This is a genomic window from Roseobacter sinensis (assembly GCF_025755255.1).
GTDB lineage: Bacteria > Pseudomonadota > Alphaproteobacteria > Rhodobacterales > Rhodobacteraceae > Roseobacter > Roseobacter sinensis.
The window spans coordinates 83,328-101,314 of sequence record NZ_JALIEB010000003.1 but is presented as its reverse complement, the minus strand read 5'-3'; the positions used below and the strand labels follow the sequence as shown (position 1 = coordinate 101,314).

At 64.2% G+C, this 17,987-nt stretch carries 16 protein-coding genes; 6 read left to right on the top strand and 10 right to left on the bottom strand.

What is annotated here, in order from left to right:
• The first annotated feature begins 59 nt into the window (after positions 1–59).
• Complete coding sequence (locus MUB52_RS05710) at positions 60–929, top strand: NAD(P)-dependent oxidoreductase (protein ID WP_263843240.1); 870 nt, start codon at positions 60–62, stop codon at positions 927–929.
• Positions 930–998: 69 nt separating this feature from the next.
• On the opposite strand, the gene MUB52_RS05705 is transcribed toward MUB52_RS05710, so the two are convergent.
• Both MUB52_RS05705 and hemB read right to left on the bottom strand, forming a co-directional pair.
• Positions 999–1,565, bottom strand: coding sequence for a lipid-binding SYLF domain-containing protein (locus MUB52_RS05705; protein ID WP_263843239.1), 567 nt, complete (start codon positions 1,563–1,565; stop codon positions 999–1,001).
• A gap of 107 nt (positions 1,566–1,672) precedes the next feature.
• Entirely contained in the window at positions 1,673–2,677 is a 1,005-nt protein-coding gene (gene hemB, locus MUB52_RS05700; protein WP_263843238.1) for a porphobilinogen synthase, read from the bottom strand.
• A gap of 120 nt (positions 2,678–2,797) precedes the next feature.
• Between hemB and MUB52_RS05695 the strand changes: the two genes are divergently transcribed.
• Positions 2,798–3,325: a component of SufBCD complex gene (locus MUB52_RS05695; protein ID WP_263843237.1), complete on the top strand. Its 528-nt coding sequence runs from the start codon at positions 2,798–2,800 to the stop codon at positions 3,323–3,325.
• Between the two features lie 33 nt (positions 3,326–3,358).
• Positions 3,359–6,847: a transcription-repair coupling factor gene (gene mfd / locus MUB52_RS05690; protein ID WP_263843236.1), complete on the top strand. Its 3,489-nt coding sequence runs from the start codon at positions 3,359–3,361 to the stop codon at positions 6,845–6,847.
• Positions 6,848–7,112: 265 nt separating this feature from the next.
• Here the strand turns inward: mfd and MUB52_RS05685 are convergent, their stop codons facing one another.
• From MUB52_RS05685 to MUB52_RS05675, 4 genes are all read right to left on the bottom strand, one after another.
• Positions 7,113–8,279 carry a multidrug effflux MFS transporter gene (locus MUB52_RS05685; protein ID WP_404818199.1) on the bottom strand — a complete coding sequence of 389 codons (1,167 nt, stop codon included), beginning with the start codon at positions 8,277–8,279 and terminating at the stop codon, positions 7,113–7,115.
• Positions 8,279–8,338: a hypothetical protein gene (locus MUB52_RS24055; RefSeq protein ID WP_404818198.1), complete on the bottom strand. Its 60-nt coding sequence runs from the start codon at positions 8,336–8,338 to the stop codon at positions 8,279–8,281. Before MUB52_RS24055 ends, MUB52_RS05685 begins: the two co-directional genes overlap by 1 nt.
• 93 nt (positions 8,339–8,431) lie before the next feature.
• Complete coding sequence (locus MUB52_RS05680; RefSeq protein ID WP_263843235.1) at positions 8,432–9,091, bottom strand: DsbA family oxidoreductase; 660 nt, start codon at positions 9,089–9,091, stop codon at positions 8,432–8,434.
• Positions 9,088–10,602, bottom strand: coding sequence for a class I adenylate-forming enzyme family protein (locus MUB52_RS05675; RefSeq protein WP_263843234.1), 1,515 nt, complete (start codon positions 10,600–10,602; stop codon positions 9,088–9,090). Before MUB52_RS05675 ends, MUB52_RS05680 begins: the two co-directional genes overlap by 4 nt.
• Positions 10,603–10,666: 64 nt before the next feature.
• Between MUB52_RS05675 and MUB52_RS05670 the strand changes: the two genes are divergently transcribed.
• Entirely contained in the window at positions 10,667–11,290 is a 624-nt protein-coding gene (locus tag MUB52_RS05670) for a helix-turn-helix domain-containing protein (RefSeq protein WP_263843233.1), read from the top strand.
• 6 nt (positions 11,291–11,296) lie between these two features.
• Here MUB52_RS05670 and MUB52_RS05665 read toward each other — a convergent pair whose 3' ends face one another.
• Positions 11,297–13,114: an extracellular solute-binding protein gene (locus MUB52_RS05665; RefSeq protein ID WP_404818190.1), complete on the bottom strand. Its 1,818-nt coding sequence runs from the start codon at positions 13,112–13,114 to the stop codon at positions 11,297–11,299.
• 339 nt (positions 13,115–13,453) lie between these two features.
• Between MUB52_RS05665 and MUB52_RS05660 the strand changes: the two genes are divergently transcribed.
• Both MUB52_RS05660 and MUB52_RS05655 read left to right on the top strand, forming a co-directional pair.
• Positions 13,454–14,239, top strand: coding sequence for a 3-hydroxybutyrate dehydrogenase (locus MUB52_RS05660; RefSeq protein WP_318527402.1), 786 nt, complete (start codon positions 13,454–13,456; stop codon positions 14,237–14,239).
• Between the two features lie 60 nt (positions 14,240–14,299).
• On the top strand, positions 14,300–15,337 hold the full coding sequence (locus MUB52_RS05655) for a patatin-like phospholipase family protein (protein ID WP_263843232.1): 1,038 nt from the start codon (positions 14,300–14,302) through the stop codon (positions 15,335–15,337).
• Between the two features lies 1 nt (position 15,338).
• Here the strand turns inward: MUB52_RS05655 and MUB52_RS05650 are convergent, their stop codons facing one another.
• The 3 genes from MUB52_RS05650 to MUB52_RS05640 form a co-directional block, all read right to left on the bottom strand.
• Positions 15,339–16,055, bottom strand: a complete 717-nt coding sequence (locus MUB52_RS05650; RefSeq protein WP_263843231.1) for a DUF502 domain-containing protein — start codon at positions 16,053–16,055, stop codon at positions 15,339–15,341.
• 77 nt (positions 16,056–16,132) lie between these two features.
• On the bottom strand, positions 16,133–17,065 hold the full coding sequence (locus MUB52_RS05645) for a pseudouridine-5'-phosphate glycosidase (protein ID WP_263843230.1): 933 nt from the start codon (positions 17,063–17,065) through the stop codon (positions 16,133–16,135).
• Complete coding sequence (locus MUB52_RS05640; RefSeq protein ID WP_263843229.1) at positions 17,062–17,955, bottom strand: PfkB family carbohydrate kinase; 894 nt, start codon at positions 17,953–17,955, stop codon at positions 17,062–17,064. The genes MUB52_RS05645 and MUB52_RS05640 overlap by 4 nt, the downstream gene beginning before the upstream one ends.
• Positions 17,956–17,987: the final 32 nt, after the last annotated feature.

Below are 17,987 nucleotides of genomic sequence, written 5' to 3'. Positions count from 1 at the left end.
CCCTGACTGTTAGGTAGGTGACCAACGTAAAGCAACACGGAAAAGTGGAGGAGTATCAGATGGCCAAGCTGGCATTTTTGGGGTTGGGGGTCATGGGCGGCCCGATGGCCGGACATCTTCAGAAGGCAGGCCACGCGGTGACGGTCTACAACCGGACGATGTCGAAAGCCGAGGATTGGGTCAGCACACACGGCGGTGCCATGGCCCCTACACCACGCGAGGCCGCAGCCGGTGCCGATTTCGTGATGGCTTGCGTCGGCAACGACGATGACCTCCGCTCGGTCTGTCTTGGTCCCGATGGCGCCTTTGCCGGGATGGAGTCCGGCGCGGTCTTCGTCGATCACACCACGGTGTCCGCGAAGGTGACCCGCGAGCTCTATGCCGCGGCCAACGACAGCCAGGTCAGCTTTGTCGATGCACCGATCTCGGGCGGGCAGGCGGGGGCCGAGAATGCAGCACTCTCGATCATGTGCGGCGGCGACGACGGCGCTTACGAGCGCGCGCTGCCGATCATGGAGGTCTATTCCAAGATCTGTCGGCGGATCGGCGAGAGCGGGGCCGGCCAGATGACGAAGATGTGCAATCAGATCGCCATCGCCGGGTTGGTTCAGGGTCTCAGCGAAGCGCTGCATTTTGCGGAGAAGGCGGGCCTCGATGGCCGCGCTGTGGTTGAGGTCATCAGCCAGGGAGCCGCGGGCAGCTGGCAGATGAGCAATCGCTATGAGACGATGCTTGACGATCACTTCGATCACGGCTTTGCCACCGACTGGATGCGGAAGGATCTGGGGATCTGCCTGTCAACCGCCGATGAGACCGGTGCCAGCCTGCCGGTCACGGCGCTGGTGGATCAGTTCTACAAGGACGTGCAAAAAATGGGTGGTGGCCGCTGGGACACCTCCAGCCTCTTCAAACGTTTGCAAATGCTCTGAAAACAAGATTTGCAAAGTCTGTTCTGCAAATTGCAAAGCCCCGCGGTCGAGCGGGGCCTTGCTGCCCGGCTATGGGATGATGCGGTTGTACTTCGTGCCTTGCAGCGTTGCCCCGATCAGCAGGCCCGCGCGTCCGAACACCGCTGCCTGAACCGGTGACAAAGCGGTCGTGGTGTCGGCTTTGACGCCGTCGCCCTGGTCGGAGATCACGTATTCCACATCGCCGCCGACCGCCCACCCGGGGGAGCGCCGGAAGTTCGTCAGCGCCTCGTCGGTCAGGAAGAACAGCACATGGGTGTACTGCTGCGCGCCGATCTGCAACCCGCCTGAAAGCTGCGTGCTCGAGTAGTAATCCACCGTCACGTCGTTGACCCGCAGCGCTCCGCGTCCGTAAGCGCCGCCAAAACCGAAACCGGCTTCGGTGATCAACGGCATCACCAGAATACCGCTCGACTTCTCGCCGAGGTTCACGGTGTTGGGATAGCGCCGGTACATCTCTTCCAGCGTCGCATCCACTCGGGCATCGATGCTGGCCGCTCCGCGTGATCCGATGCCGTTGCCGCAGGCCGCGGTCACCGACACGCCTGCAAGTGCGCCGAGGGTGAAGCCCCTGCGAGAAAGTCTGGAGTTTTTCATGTCATCCGCCTGTAATTTTGTTGCTCATGTGCCGGTTTGCCCGACTTGAGCGCAAGCATAGGCCGATCCGGGCCCGCTGTCATCCAAAAGCTGGACCGCTGCGCGGCTTACCGCGATCCATTCAAGACCCGTGCGGCCGCGGGTGCGAAGTAGGTCAGAATGCCGTCACAGCCTGCCCGTTTGAAGGCCATCAGGCTCTCCATCATGACCTTCTCGCCATCGATCCAGCCGTGTTCCGCGGCGGCCTGGATCATGCTGAACTCACCCGAAACCTGATAGGCATAGGTCGGCGCGCCGAAGCTGTCTTTCACCCGGCGGCAGATGTCGAGATAAGCCAGCCCGGGCTTGACCATGACCATATCCGCGCCCTCGCTGAGGTCACGCTCGATCAGCCGCAACGCCTCGTCGGAGTTGCCCGGGTCCATCTGGTAGGTCTTCTTGTCCCCGGTCAGCGCCCCCGAAGCGCCCACCGCATCGCGGAAGGGCCCGTAGAAGGCCGAGGCATATTTGGCGGCATAGCTGAGGATCATCACGTTCTGATGGCCGGCCGCCTCGAGTGCGGCGCGCATCGCGCCCACGCGGCCGTCCATCATGTCGGACGGCCCGATGATATCCGCGCCGGCATCGGCCTGCGCCAGCGTCATCTTGACGAGCGCCTCGACCGTGCGGTCGTTCACGATCTCGCCGTTCTCGACAAACCCGTCATGCCCGTTGATGTTGTAGGTGTCGAGCGCCACATCGGTCATCACCGCGATCTCGGGCACCGCTGCCTTGATCGCACGGATGGCGCGGTTGGCATGGTTTTCGGGATCCCAGGCGCCTGCGCAATCCTCCGTCCGCTCCTCGATACCGGTATAGGGAAAGATGCAGATGGCCGGGATGCCCAGATCTGCCGCCTCGCGGGCGGCCTCCACGATCTTGTCGACCGACCGGCGGAAGACACCGGGCATCGAGGGGATCGGCTCTTCGATGCCCTCGCCGGCGCGCACGAACACCGGCCAGATGAAATCATCCACGCTCAGGGTGGTCTGCCGGGTCAGCGCCCGGATCGCCGGGCTCTGGCGCGTGCGGCGCAGACGAGTGGCCGGAAACGGGCTTTGGGTGGGGCGCATGGGATCTGTCCAGTTTCTGTGACAGCTCATCAGTGCCATCAATTTTTAACCAAGCCAAGGGTAGGAATTGCGGCGCAGCCTCGCTAAGAGGATCAAAACAAGCAACAAAAGCAGATCTCCTTGGATTTTTACCAGAGCGTCTTTGAGTTGATCGACATGCGGTCGTTTTCGAACCTGTGGTTCTGGATCGCACTTGCGGTGCTGTGGTCGACCGCCAGCCATTGGATTTTGGGTGTGCCTTACGACATGGTGCTGCGCGCCCGGCGCCACGGCGGGCAGGCCGAGCAGGACCTGGAGGACATGGTGCGGATCAACATCAACCGGATGCTGTACATCGCACATGTCTCGGGGCTGTGGTTGCTGGGCATTGGCTGCTTCGTGCTGACTGCGCTTTGTGTGCTGGGGTTTTTCTATGCCATCGAGATCGCCCAGGCGCTGTTCCTTCTGGGGTTGCCGATGTCGATCGTGGGGCTTCTGTCGCTGTCCACGGCCCGGCTGATCCACGAAGAGGCGGCGACCGGCGAGACGCTGCACCGCCGCCTGAGCCGTCACCGCCTCTACGTCCAGATCACCGGCATGATCTCTATTTTCATCACAGCGCTCTGGGGCATGTACCAAAACTTCACGATCGGGCCGCTGGCCGGTTGACAGCCCGCGCTCAAACCCCAATTGAAACAGCCCATGGCCGATCCATCCCATATCACCGTTTCCGGCGTTCCCGAGGGTTACGACGCTCGCGTCCTGTTGCAGGAGCTTGAGTCGCAGGATGCGCCGATCCTGCATGTCGCGCGGGATGACAAGCGGCTCGCCGCGATGCGCGCGGCCCTGCGGTTCTTTGCGCCGGATATGCCGGTGATCACCTTCCCGGGCTGGGATTGCCTGCCCTATGACCGCGTCTCGCCCAACGCCGATATCTCGGCGCAGCGCATGGCCACGCTTGCCGGGCTGGTGCATGGCATGCCGCCGAAGTTCATCCTGCTGACGACACTCAATGCCGCAACACAGCGCCTGCCGGCCCGCGCGACCCTGGCCGAGGCCGCGTTCTCCGCGCGCGTGGGCGATCGCATCGACGAGGCAGCGCTGCGTAACTTCCTGGTTCGCATGGGGTTTGTTCAAAGCCCCACCGTGACGGAGCCGGGCGATTATGCGATCCGCGGCGGCATCATCGACATCTTCCCGCCCGGCGATCTGGGGCCTGTGCGGCTCGATTTCTTCGGCGATGTGCTGGACGGCGCCCGCCGCTTCGACGCGGCCACCCAGCGGACCACCGAAACGCTCGACCAGGTGGATCTCGCCCCGGTCTCGGAGGTCATTCTAGACGAGCCAGCTATTCGCCGCTTTCGCCAGACCTACCGGATCGAGTTCGGCGCAGCCGGCACCGACGACCCTCTCTATGAGGCGGTAAGCGCGGGGCGGAAGCATCAGGGGGCCGAGCACTGGCTGCCGTTCTTCCATGAGGCGCTGGAGACGCTGTTCGACTATCTGCCGGGCGCGGTGATCACGCTCGACGATCAGGTGACACCCGCGCGTCTCGCTCGGTGGGAGAGCGTTGCCGACCAATATGAGACCCGTCGCCTGGCGATGGCGAACCGGTCCAAGATGGACAGCGTCTACAAGCCCTGTCGGCCCGAGGCGCTCTATCTCGATGACGCTGCCTGGCACGCCGCGACCGCCGGACGCCGCGTGCTGCAACTGGCGGTCCTGCCACAGCCGACCGGCCTTGGCGTGACGGATGCGGGCGCGCGGCTCGGGCGCAACTTTGCACCCGAACGCCAGCAGGAATCTCTGAGCCTTTTTGGTGCCTTGGCAACACATGTTAAGGCAAAGCTTGAGGCAGGTCCGGTTGTCATTGCGAGTTACTCGGAAGGCGCGCGCGACCGCCTGACGGGGTTGATCGAAGACGAAGGGCTCGCCGAGGCGATCCCGGTTCCGAACGCCACGCGGATCGGAAAGCGTGGCCTTCACCTGGCGGTCTGGGCGCTTGAGCATGGGTTTGAGGGGCCTTGGGGCCATAAGGCGGGAGATGCTCGGATCACTGTCGTGTCCGAGCAAGACGTTCTGGGAGACCGGCTCATCCGCAGCCCCAAACGCAAGCGCCGGGCCGAGAATTTCCTGACCGAGGCCCAGTCGCTCAGCCCCGGCGATCTGATCGTGCATGTGGATCACGGCATCGGGCGTTACGCAGGGCTTGAGGTCATCACCGCCGCCGGGGCCGCGCATGAATGTCTTCTGCTGGAGTATGCCGAAGGCTCGAAGCTCTACCTGCCAGTCGAGAACATCGAGCTTCTGTCGAAATACGGTCATGAAGAGGGGTTGCTGGACCGCTTGGGCGGCGGGGCCTGGCAGGCCAAGAAGGCACGGCTGAAGGAGCGCATCCGCGAGATCGCCGACAAGCTCATTCGCGTGGCCGCCGAGCGCGCCTTGCGCAAGGCGCCGGTGCTCGAACCGCCGCCGGGCATGTGGGATGCCTTCGCCGCGCGTTTCCCGTACGAGGAGACGGACGATCAGCTGCGCGCCATCGAAGAGGTCATTGCCGATCTGACCTCCGGCACCCCGATGGACCGGCTGGTGTGCGGCGATGTGGGCTTTGGCAAGACCGAAGTGGCCATGCGCGCGGCTTTCGTCGCGGCCATGTCCGGCGTACAGGTGGCCGTGATCGCCCCTACGACGCTGCTCGCACGGCAGCATTACAAGAGCTTTGCCGAGCGCTTCCGTGGCTTTCCGGTCAATGTCCACCAGCTCAGCCGTTTCGTCTCGACCAAGGAGGCCAATGCCACCCGCGACGGGCTGAGCCGCGGCACGGTGGACATCGTCATCGGGACCCATGCGCTGCTGGCCAAGGGCATCCGGTTCCAGAACCTCGGGTTGCTGGTGATCGACGAAGAGCAGCATTTCGGTGTGACGCACAAGGAGCGGCTGAAACAGCTGCGCAGCGACATCCATGTGCTGACGCTGACCGCGACGCCGATCCCGCGGACCCTGCAACTGAGCCTCACGGGCGTGCGCGATCTCAGCATCATCGGCACACCGCCGGTCGACCGCCTGGCGATCCGCACCTATGTGAGCGAGTTCGATGCGGTCACCCTGCGCGAAGCCCTGCTGCGCGAGCATTATCGCGGTGGGCAGTCGTTCTATGTGGTGCCGCGCATTTCGGACCTGCCGGAGATTGAGGAGTTCCTGAAGGAACAGTTGCCGGAGCTCACCTACGTGGTGGCGCATGGCCAGATGGCAGCGGGCCAGCTCGACGACCGGATGAACGCCTTCTACGACGGCAAATACGATGTGCTGCTGGCCACAACCATCGTGGAATCGGGCCTCGATATTCCCACGGCCAACACCATGGTGGTGCATCGCGCGGATATGTTCGGCCTTGCACAGCTTTACCAGATCCGGGGCCGCGTCGGGCGCTCGAAGACCCGCGCCTATGCCTATCTGACAACCAAACCGCGCGCCAAGCTCACCCAGACAGCCGAAAAACGCCTGCGCGTGCTCTCCAGCCTCGACACGCTGGGGGCGGGTTTCACGCTGGCAAGTCAGGATCTGGACATTCGCGGAGCAGGCAATCTCTTGGGCGAAGAGCAGTCGGGCCAGATGCGCGATGTGGGGTTTGAGCTGTACCAGTCGATGCTGGAAGAGGCGATCGCCAAGATCCGCGCGGGCGAGATGGAGGGGCTCTCGGATGCGGACGAGCAATGGGCCCCACAGATCAATCTGGGTGTCCCGGTGCTGATCCCGGACGACTACGTGCCCGATCTGGACGTGCGGCTGGGGCTGTACCGTCGCCTCAGCAGCCTTAGCACCAAGGTGGAGCTGGAAGGCTTTGCCGCCGAGCTCATCGACCGCTTCGGCAAGCTGCCGAAGGAGGTGAACACGCTGATGCTGGTCGTGCGGATCAAGGCCATGTGCAAGAAGGCCGGGATCGCCAAGCTCGATGGCGGGCCCAAGGGCGCCACGATCCAGTTCCACAACGATAAATTCGCCTCGCCCGAAGGGTTGGTTGCGTTCATCCAGGACCAGCGCGGGCTGGCCAAGGTGAAGGACAACAAGATCGTCGTGCGCCGCGACTGGAAGGCGGACGCGGACAAGATAAAAGGCGCATTCGCCATCGCACGCGACCTGGCCGAGAAGGTCGTGGCCCAGAAGAAGTCACGGCGCGCCAAGGCAGGTTAGGCGGTCTCCTGAAAATCTGAACGACATTGCCGCCCACTGTTCTGAGCCGGCATCGCAGGCCAGCCCCCGACCCTCCCCGCGGGAGGGGGCTTCACCCCCAACCGAGGGTCGGGGCAGGCCTACGATCTTGGGCGGGAGCGTTTCAGATATTTCAGGACGCCGCTCTCGGGCTGTCCGCTGTGGGGCTCGATCTCTTTCGCTGTCCCAATCGCCCGCGCCTGAAGGGTCACGGCGATTATCTAAGGAGGCGTCAAGGCGGCGTCCCTCACTCTGCGGGCAAACGCGCCTCCACCCGGCCCATGTAGCGCATCACAATGAAGGCGAGAAACGCCAGCACGAAGACGGCACCGACCAGCGGGCGGATCGTGCCGTCAAACAACAGGCCGATGGGCGAGGCAATCGCCGCGGCCAGCACGGTCGAGACGGCACCAATCACGCTCGCGGCCATGCCCGCGATATGGCCCATGGGCTCCATCGCGATGGCGTTGAGGTTGCCGATGGTCAGGCCCGCCTGGAAGAAGACATAGGCCTGCCACAGCGCGAAAATGGCAAAGGCGGTCATACCCTGGGCGCCTTCGTGCAGGATCACGGTGAGCGACAGCACGATCTGCACCGCCAGCGCCATGGTGATCAGCCGCCGCATGCCCAGACGCACAACCAGCATCGCGTTCAGAAAGCTCGCAATGGCCGAGACAAGCGCAATGCCGCCAAACCAGAAGTGGAAGGTGTCCTGCTTGTCGTAGATATGCTCATAGACCGGCTGGATCATCATCAGAACGGTGAACAGGATCGACATGCAGAGGGTCTGGACGATGATCGACAGGCGCACGATCGGATGGGCAAACATCTCGCCGACCGCGCTGATCATCAGCCGTGGCCGCAACGGCCTGCGGTTCTCGGGTGCCAGGGTTTCGGGCAGGCGCAGACCCAACCACAGAACCGTGATGACCGAGAAAACGATGAAGGCTGCGAAGATCCCCCGCCAGCCGTATTCCAACATGATCAGATAGCCCAGCGTGGGGGCAAAACCGGGCACCAGGGTGAAGATCATCATGACGATGGAGACGATCTTGGCCATTTCGCGGCCCGCATAGAGGTCGCGGATCACCGCGATAGAGACCACGCGGGGGCCCGCGGCCCCGATGCCCTGCACGATCCGCGCGGCCAGCACCACCTCAAAGGAGGAGCTTGCCCAGGCAACCGCCGAGGCGGCGATGTAGAGTGTCGCCCCGCAGAGCATGACGCTCCGGCGTCCCAGAGCATCCGACAAAGGGCCGGCGAAGAAGGTGCCGAGCCCCATGCCGAGCACGAAAGCGGTCATGATCAGAGGGGCGCGCGTCGGCTCCTCGGGCGTCAGCTCGCGGGCGATATCGGGCAGCGCGGGCAGCATGGCATCAATCGAAAACGCGATCGTGGCAAACATCATTGCCATCAAAGCGATGAACTCGACCCGTCCCATGACGGGCTGCGATGCCGACTGTGACACGTCAAACACTCCCCACCCCGCAGCGCCGGTCCGGACGGCTACGGTGCGGTTGGTGTAACCCACAGTTGTAGGGCAGACAATCTCACAAATTCACACATTCACGCGTGCGCGGCTCCAGGCCCATCCATGGTCAACTCCTGGATCACTTTTGCCCAAAGTTCGGGCGGTTGCGCGCCGGGAACGGCGTGCTGCCCCGCCACGATGAAGGTGGGAACAGAGGTCACGCCCATCTCGCGGGAATGCGCGTCGCGGGCGCGAATGTCCGCGGCATCGGCGTCTGACTGCAAGAGCTTGCGGACGACAGCGGCATCCATGCCGATGCCGTCGGCGATGTCAGCCAGAACATCGTGATCGCCGATGTCGCGCGCCTCGACGAAATAGGCCTGGAAGAGCGCCTCGACAGCCGCCGTCTGCCGGTTCTCGATACCGGCCCAGTGAATGAGCCGATGCGCATCCAGCGTGTTGGGTGTGCGCTGCATCCCTTCGAAATCGATCGTGAGACCTGCCGCTTCCGCGTGCTCCACAACCGGCGCATAGGCACGCACAGCCCCTTCCTTGCCGCCGAACTTGCCCTCGAGATAGGCGCGCCGGTCCATGCCCTCGGCCGGCATCTCGGGGTTCAGCTGGAACGGATGCCATTCGATCTGGAACGGATGTTCGGGGTGATCGGCCAGCGCCTTGTCCAGATGGGTCTTGCCGATATAGCACCAGGGGCAGATCGGGTCGGACATGATGTCGAGTTTGATCGGAGTGGTCATAGCTGTCCTTCGAAGCTTGCTTGCAGCGCGCGCCGCCGAATTTTTCCGTTGGCGCCCAAGGGCAGCTCGGGCACATGAATATAGAGGCGCGGTTGCTTGTAGTGCGCCAGCCTCTCCCTGACATATGAGCGCAGCTCCGCTTCGTCCAGTGCAGCGGCAGCGGTGTAGAAGGCCGTGATCACCCGCACATCCGCTTTCAGCTGCACATCGGTCACGGCGACGCTAGCGATGCCGGGCGCCTGCGCGAGCACCGCTTCGACCTCGATGGGCGAGACACGGACGCCGCCTGCGTTCATCATGTCGTCGGTCCGGCCGAGGTAGGCGATGTCTCCCTCCGCCGTCATGGTGGCGTGATCGCCGGTGAGGAACCACTCTCCCTGCATCCGAGCGGCCGTCTCGGCCGCGGCACCGAGGTAGCCCAGCATGAGGCCCGGATCGGACCGATGCACGGCAATCGTCCCTTCCACGCCGATCGGGACGGGCCCATCGGGGCCGAGCAGGGCGATGCGGCGGCCCTGCTGCGGGCGGCCGAGCGTGCCGGCGGGTTGGCTCTGCCCGGGCGCGCCCGAGATGAAAGTCGAGCATTCCGACATGCCGAATGCCTCATAGATTTCGGTCCCCGTGGCAGCGCGCCAGCGTGCCGCAAGCGCATCCGAGAGCGTCTCGCCCGCGCTCAGCCCATGCCGCAGGGTGGGCAGCGATGGCCAGCGCTCTGCCTTCAGGACCTGCCGGTAAACGCCGGGCGAGGCCGCAAAGAGGGTGGCCTTGTGGCGCGCCAGAAGATCGGGCAGCGCGTCGGGGGCCGTGCCCTGCGCGGGGATCAGCGCCGCCGCGCCCACGGTCCAAGGGTCCATCAGCCCGGTGCCGAGCGTGTAGGTCCAATTGAAAGCGCCGGCATGCAACAGACGGTCGTCGGGCTGAAGGCCGTACCAGCCGTCGAACATCATCCGCCGTGCCCAGATCGCCCGGTGCGCATGGGCCACCGCGCGCGGGCGACCGGAGGTGCCGGAGGTGAAGACGACATAGGCCAGCTGCTCGGGATCGCCCTGCTGGTAATCGGCGGGCGGCAGGTCGCGGAACCCGCGCAGCCTGTCGAGATCGACGGTCAGGTCATGCGCCGCAGAGGCCACCGCCGGATCACGCAACACCGCAGACGGCGCAATCTGGGTAAGGATCTGCTGCGTCTCGGGCTCGGTCAGCGCGGCGGAGGTCGGCACCGGCACCAGCCCCACCGCGAGCGCGCCCAGATAGGCAAGCGGGAAATCGACGGTATTTCCGAGCCGCATCAAGACCCGGTCGCCGGGGCGCAGGCCCAGAGACAAAAGCCCCGAGGCGGTGCCGAGAACCGCACGTTCCAAGGCGGCGAACGACCACCGTTCGGTGTTATCCGGGCCCACCACAAGCAGCGCGTCCCGCTCCGGTCGGCGCCGTCCGGCCGCCAGAACATAATCGGCCAGGTTGAAGGGGGTGGGGCAGGGTGGAGGCGCCCCCTCATCGAAGACGGAGATCATGGTCGGGTGCTATCCTGCGCCCCTGCGCGTTGCAAGCGCGGGCACTTGGCCCTATAGCTTTGCCATGACCAGCGCTGACCCGAAAACCCTGATCAAGATCGCCAGAGAAAGCGGAACCTCGGAAGAGGGCGCGCCCGTCGATCTCGGCCAGCGCGTCCGCGAGCTGCGCAAGGCGCGCGACTGGACGCTGGAGCAGGCGGCAAGTCAGGCGGGTCTTGCACGCTCGACGCTGAGCAAGATCGAGAACGGGCAGATGTCGCCGACCTATGACGCGCTGAAGAAGCTCGCGGTGGGCCTCGAGATCTCGATCCCGCAGCTTTTCACGCCGCCGCGCGCGGGGCAGGTGAACGGGCGCATGGTGGTGACCAAGTCGGGCCAGGGCACGGCGCAGGCCACCGTGACCTATGAGCACGAGTTGCTGGCCGAGACGCTGACCAAGAAACAGATGCTGCCGTATCGCGCACGGGTGCGTGCGCGGAAGATGGAAGAATTCGACGGCTGGGTCCGGCACGACGGCGAGGAGTTCCTCTATGTGCTCACCGGCGTAATCCGGCTCTATACGGAGTTCTACGAACCCGTTGAGATGCGCCGGGGCGACAGCGCCTATTATGATGCGACCATGGGCCACAACGTCGTCTCCGTCAGCGAGGAAGACGCCAATATCCTCTGGGTGACGTCGCTGGTCTGACGCCGCTCAGGAGGGCTCGTACCACCAGACCTGAGGCATATACTCCGGCCCGTCGCCATAGATCGGCAGGTAGTCGGGATACTTCATCTCGCGGATATGTGCGATCCGCCCATCGGTGTATTGCCAGAAGGGGATCACATAGCGCCCGGCGGTCAGCACCCGGTCGAGCGCGCGCACGGCGGTGTTGAACTCCTCTTCACTGCGGGCGGAGAGCATCGCGTCGATCATCCCATCGACGGCGGGTGAGGCCACGCCCATCAGGTTGCGCGAGCCGGGTTGCTCGGCCGCTTCCGAGCCCCAGTAGAACCGCTGCTCATTGCCCGGAGAGAGGGAGACGGCGCGCCGCATATAGGTCATGTCGAAATCGAAGGCCGTCTCACGCTCGGTGAATTGCGCGCTGTCGGTGGTCTCGACGCGCGCATCGACGCCCAGCCTCTTCAGGGCGCCGAGGTAGAGATCGGCGATCGCCAGTGCTTCGGTGTTGCTCTGCTCCAGGAGCACCGTGAATTGAAGCGGCGCACCGGAGGCGTTGCGCATCACCCCGTCCTCGGGGTGCCAGCCGGCCTCGTCCAACAGCTTCAGAGCCGCGCGGATGCCCCTGCGATTGCGCAGCGAGCCGTCGGTGACGGGCAGCTCATACCCCTCGAGCGTTCCCGGCGGCAGGTCCTCGGCGTAAGGCTCAAGAAGCGCCGTGACCGCCGCATCGGCCGGGCCCGGATGCATGGCCAGTCTGGAATTGGAAAAATAGGAGGTGATGCGCGGCTGTGCGCCCCCCGTGAGCGTGTCGTTGATGTATTCGAAGTTGAACGCCTGGATCATCGCCTCGCGTAAGCGCCAGTCGTCAAAGGGCGGCTTGCGGGTGTTCATCACAAAGCCGGTGATGCCGGAGGGCTGTTCATGCGGCAGTTCGGATTTGACCACCTCACCGCGTTCAACGGCGGGAAAGTCATACTGCGTCTGCCACTTTTCGGCGTTGAATTCGCGCAAGGCCGAGAGCTGCCCGCCCTTGAACGCCTCGAACAGCACCGAAGTGTCCCCATAGAAATCGAGCCTTATCTCGTCGAAGTTGAAGGTGCCGCGGCGAAAGGGCAGATCCGCACCCCAGTAATCCGGGTTGCGGGAGAGCTGCACGAAGCGCCCTGCCTCATAATCGCTGACCACATAAGGCCCGGTGCCCAAGGGCACATCCGCCAGCTCGGCATTCGTGAAATCGCGACCTTCCCATTGTGCGCGGCTGAGGATCGGGCGCATCCCTGCCAGCAGCGCAAGCTCGCGATTGTCGGTGTTGAAGGCGATCCGCAGGCTGCGCGGCCCGGTCTGGGTGATGCTCTCGATCTGCTGGGCGAGGCCGAGATAACGCGGGTGACCTTCGGTGCCGAGCAGCTCGTAGCTGAAGATCACATCGTCGACGGTCACCGGGGTGCCGTCGGAAAACCGCGCCTCTTCCCGCAGCGTGAATTCCACCCAGGACCGGTCGTCCGGCACCTCGACCGATTCGGCCAGCAGCCCGTAGAGCGTGAAGGGCTCGTCCCAGGAGCGGCCCATCAGGCTCTCATGGGTCAAAAACCGCAACTGCCAGGGCACGGTGCCCTTGCGGATGAACGGGTTGAGGCTGTCGAAACCGCCGGAGTTGCCCAAAGCGATGCTGCCGCCCTTGGGCGCATCGGGGTTGGCGTAGGGCAGAGACACAAAATCAGGTGGGAGAGCCGGGGTGCCATACATAGATATCCCATGCGACGGCTCTGCCAGCACCGGCTGCCACCAGAGAATCGCTGCTGCGACCGCTGCAAACCGCGAAAGCGGGCGGAAAAAAACATTACCCATTTCGGAGACAATCTCCTGCTGCCCTTGTTTTCTTGGGGCTCAGACTACTGAGGTATTTACGTCTTATCAAACTTTTAGCTTGGCCTCAGGCGCGAGATTGCTTATAACAAAGTCACTGCTCGATAGGTTTCTTGCCTGTATGAAACCTGCCTCAATAACTTAACGCCTGCCTCGTGCAGGCGTTTTTTTTGGTCAAAGCAACTCTCCGCGCATTTCAGCACTGGGTTGTGCGCTTTCGGCGCAATCTCAACCGACGGGGTGAAAGGCGTTTCCTTTGCAGACGCAGCATTGCATGATGCGTGCAATGCAGCAATTTGCGTCACTGGGAAGGGTCTTCACATGGCATTCGAGATTTCGCTGGCGGGCAAGACCGCCGTCATCACCGGGTCGAATTCGGGCATTGGCCTCGGCATCGCGTGGGAGCTGGCCAAGGCGGGCGCCGATGTCGTGCTGAACTCCTTCACCGACGCCGATGAAGACCACGCGCTGGCGCGCGAGATCTCGGAGACGACAGGCACCGCCGCGCGCTACATCCAGGCCGATATGTCGAACGGGGATCAGTGCCGCCAGCTGATCGAGACGGCGGGGCGCTGTGACATCCTGGTGAACAATGCGGGCATCCAGCATGTGGCCGCGATCCCCGAATTTCCGGTCGAGAAATGGGATGCGATCATCGCAATCAACCTCAGCTCCGCCTTTCACACCACCGCGGCCGCCCTGCCGATGATGCGCAGCGCTGGATGGGGGCGCGTCGTGAACATCGCCTCCGCCCATGGGTTGACCGCCTCGCCCTACAAATCCGCCTATATCGCGGCCAAGCACGGTATCGTCGGGCTCACCAAGACCACCGCACTGGAGACGGCGAAGGAGCCGATCACCGCCAACGCCATCTGCCCGGGCTATGTGCTCACACCCATCGTCGAAAAGCAGATCCCCGATACGATGAAGGAATACGACATGAGCCGCGAAGAGGTGATTGAGAACGTGATGCTGACACGCCAGCCCTCCAAGGAGTTCGCAACGGTCGAGCAGATGGGTGGGACGGCGACGTTCCTATGCTCGGACGCGGCGGCACAGATCACCGGCACAACGATCAGCGTCGATGGTGGCTGGACGGCTCTTTGACGGTGTCTTGCCTCCGGCGGGGATATTTTTGGCCAGAAGAAACTGGACAGGAGAGGTGCGATGGCGGTCAAACGGATCAATCTGGCCTTGCAGGGCGGCGGCGCACATGGCGCCTTCACCTGGGGCGTGCTCGACCGGATCCTCTGTGAGGAGGATATCCATATCGCGGCGATCTCGGGCACCTCGGCGGGCACGCTGAATGGGGCCGCGCTCAAGGCTGGCATGATCGAAGGGGGCCGGCAGGGCGCGCGCGACCGGCTGGACTGGCTTTGGCGGGAGGTGGGCGCACGGCCGGATCTGCAGATCCCGGCCTGGATGCTGCCGTTTTCGCTGGGCGATTTCAGTCAGGCGCTGGAATACTCCTGGCCCGTGATAGCGGCGGATGCCTGGTCGCGCGCCGTTTCGCCCTATGCCTACGGCCCTCTCTATCGCAATCCGCTGCGCGACATCGTGGAACAGTTCGACTTCGAGGCGGTGCATGAAGAGAACGGCAAGGGGCCGTGCCTCTTCATCTGTGCAACACGGGTGCGCAACGGCAAGGTGCGCGTGTTCAAGGATAGCGAGATCAGCACCGAGGCGATTCTCGCCTCAGCCTGTCTGCCAACCATCTTCCAGGCGGTCGAGGTGGAGGATGCCGAGACCGGTCTCACCGAGGCCTTCTGGGACGGCGGCTATACCGGCAACCCGGCGCTCTTTCCGCTCTTCAACCCCTCGCTGCCCGATGACATCCTGATCATCAATATCAACCCGCTGGAGCGGACCGAGCTGCCGCGCACGGCCCAGGCGATCCAGAACCGGATCAACGAGATCAGCTTCAATTCCTCGCTGCTGCGTGAGCTCCGCGCCATCGAATTCGTGCAGCGGCTGCTGGATCGCGGGACACTCTCGACCGAGCAGAAGAGCCGCGTGCTGATCCATATGGTGGCCGATGACGCGCTGATGAACGAGCTTTCGGTGGCGACCAAACTTGTGCCCACGCCCTTTACCCTCTCACGCCTCAAGGAGGCAGGGCAGCGCGCGGCCGATACCTTCCTCACGCATCACAAGAACGACCTGAACAAACGCAGTTCGGTCGATCTGGTGGACATGTTCCAATAGGTTATCGGACCTGCGGCGGCTGCGTCGGGTCCTTGCCATTGGGATAAACCAGCCCGGCGGAGATCACGAGCTTGGCGGCATCCTCTACGGTCATGTCGAGCTCGATCACGTCATCGGCGGGGAAGAACAGCAGAAAGCCGGAGGTCGGGTTAGGCGTTGTCGGGACGAAGACGCTGACCATCGGGGCACCGCTGTTGCCGCGTGCTGCGATCTCGCCTTTCGTGGTGGTCGAGATGAAGCCGATGGCCCAGATGCCGCGGCGAGGATACTCGATCAGGCAGGCCTTTTCGAAGGAGCGTTCCGATTGCGCGAAGACCGTCTCCGAGATCTGCTTGATGCCGGAATAGATCGTGCGCACGACCGGCGTGCGTTCGACCAGGCTTTCGCCATAGCGGATCAGCGACCGACCGATGATCCCCTTGGCCATCCAGCCGACGACCACCGTGAAGACGAGAAAGATGACCACCCCGATGCCGCGGATGTTGACCTGCGTCGCGGGATCGAGCCCAAGCCAATCCTGCAACAGGCGATCCGGCTGGTAGGGGCCCGGCACGAGCGGGAGCACAAACCCGTCGATCCAGCCCACCACGGACCAGATCAGCCAGATGGTCAGGCCCACCGGTGCGATAACCACAAGGCCGGTCAGGAAAGAGGCGCGTAACCAGGAAATCAGACTGCGGCGGGCCGCGGGCGGTTCGGGGTCAAACGGGGTATTCATAACGCTTCTCTAACTGACGCCCCCCGTAGTTATGTGCATTGGGCGGGTGGCACAATGGATTTGCGGCGGGGGCAGGCTCAACTTCCCGCGCCGCGGGATATCTTGGCCAATTCCGATGCAATCTCGGCTGCAAATCGCGCATTGTTGCGCACCAGGGCGATATTTGCCGTCAGCGACCGGCCATCTGTCAGCTCGAAGATCCGCTGCAGCAGGTAGGGCGTCACCGCCTTGCCCTTTATGCCATGGCGATCCGCGTCCGCCTGGGCCTGTGCGATGATCGGCGCAAGATCGTCTGCGGGGATCTCCTCCGCCGCCGGGATCGGGTGGGCCACGAGTTGGCCGCCGGGCAGGTGCAGCTGCCCGCGCATGTGGTGCGCCCGCGCGATCTCGGCCGCCGTGTCCATGCGCAAAGGGGCCGCAAGAGGGGACTGCGCGCTCCAGAAGGCGGGAAAGCTGTCCTGACCGACGGCGATGACCGGCACGCCTTGGGTCTCCAGCACCTCCAGCGTCTTGTCCACGTCAAGGATCGCCTTCGCGCCAGCGGCCACCACCGTCACCGGGGTCTGCGCAAGTTCCATGAGGTCGGCGGAGACGTCAAAGCTGTTCTCGGCGCCGCGGTGCACGCCGCCGATCCCGCCGGTCGCGAAGATCTCGATGCCCGCCAGATGCGCGGCGATCATGGTGGCGGCCACGGTGGTTGCACCGGTGCCACCCGTGGCCATGCAGGCCGCGAGATCCGCCCGCGACAGCTTGGCCACCGATTTCGCCTGCGCGAGCCGCTCCAGCTGCACATCATCGAGACCGATGTGCAACGTCCCGTCGATCACCGCGATGGTCGCCGGTGTGGCGCCACCACCGCGAATGTCATCTTCCACATGCCGCGCAACCTCGAGGTTCTGCGGAAAGGGCATCCCATGGGTGATGATGGTGCTTTCGAGCGCGACCACCGGTCTGGAGGTCGCCACGGCGGCCGCAACCTCGGCCGAACGCTGAAGGGGCAGGGCGGTCATAGGGCGGTCTCTCCGGAAACGTAAGTGGCGGCGGCCTGCAAGGCACGGTTGAGCGCGTCTTCGGGTGTTGCGCCATCGGCCCCCGCGGCGATATGCGCGGCCATGAAGGTGTCGCCGGCGCCCGTCACACGGGTCACCAGCACTTGCGGCGGCGTTTGGGTCAGAAGACCGTCCTGGCGGCCGTCGGTCGCATCCGAGCCGCCGTCGGTCACCACCACCCGCTTCGCGCCCCGGTTCAGCAGGCCTTCGGCCGCTTCACGCGACTCGCGAAAGCTGCGCTTGCAGAGCAGGCCGGCCTCTTCGAGGTTCACATAGAGCGTGCCGCGGCCTTCGGTCAGAAACGGGATCAGCCGCTCGGCCTTGCCGGGCGACGCCGGGGCCACACGCAGATCGGCGCTGGCAAAGAGCGGGCTGTGGGCAATCTCGCTCAGCAGATCGAGCGTGAGGTTACCATCAAGTGCCACGAGCCCATCATAGGGTGTCTCGGCCGACGCCAGACGCCCGTCGGAGAGCGGGCCAAGGATCTTGGCCCCGGCGGCCTCAAGCGAATGCGCATCAGCGATGGCAGCGATCAGCCCGTTGGCCCCCTCGACCGCCATGTAGACATCGGTGGGCAGATCGTCCGAGCGATAGATCGTGTCGGTGATCATGCCGCGCGCGGCACAGGCGGCGACCAGTTCGTCGCCTTCCGCGTCGCGCCCGACCGATGTGAGCAAGGCAGGCGTGAACCCGAAGCGCACCAGCGTCATTGCGATATTCATGGCGACCCCGCCGGGAATGCGCGTGATCCGCCCGGGCACGTCCGAGCCTTGCCGCATCACGCTGGCGGAGCGGCCGATCACGTCCCAGAGAACCGATCCGATGCATAAGATGTCAGGTGTTGCCGTCATGCAGGTCTTGTGGCCGGGAACGCGCCCGTGTT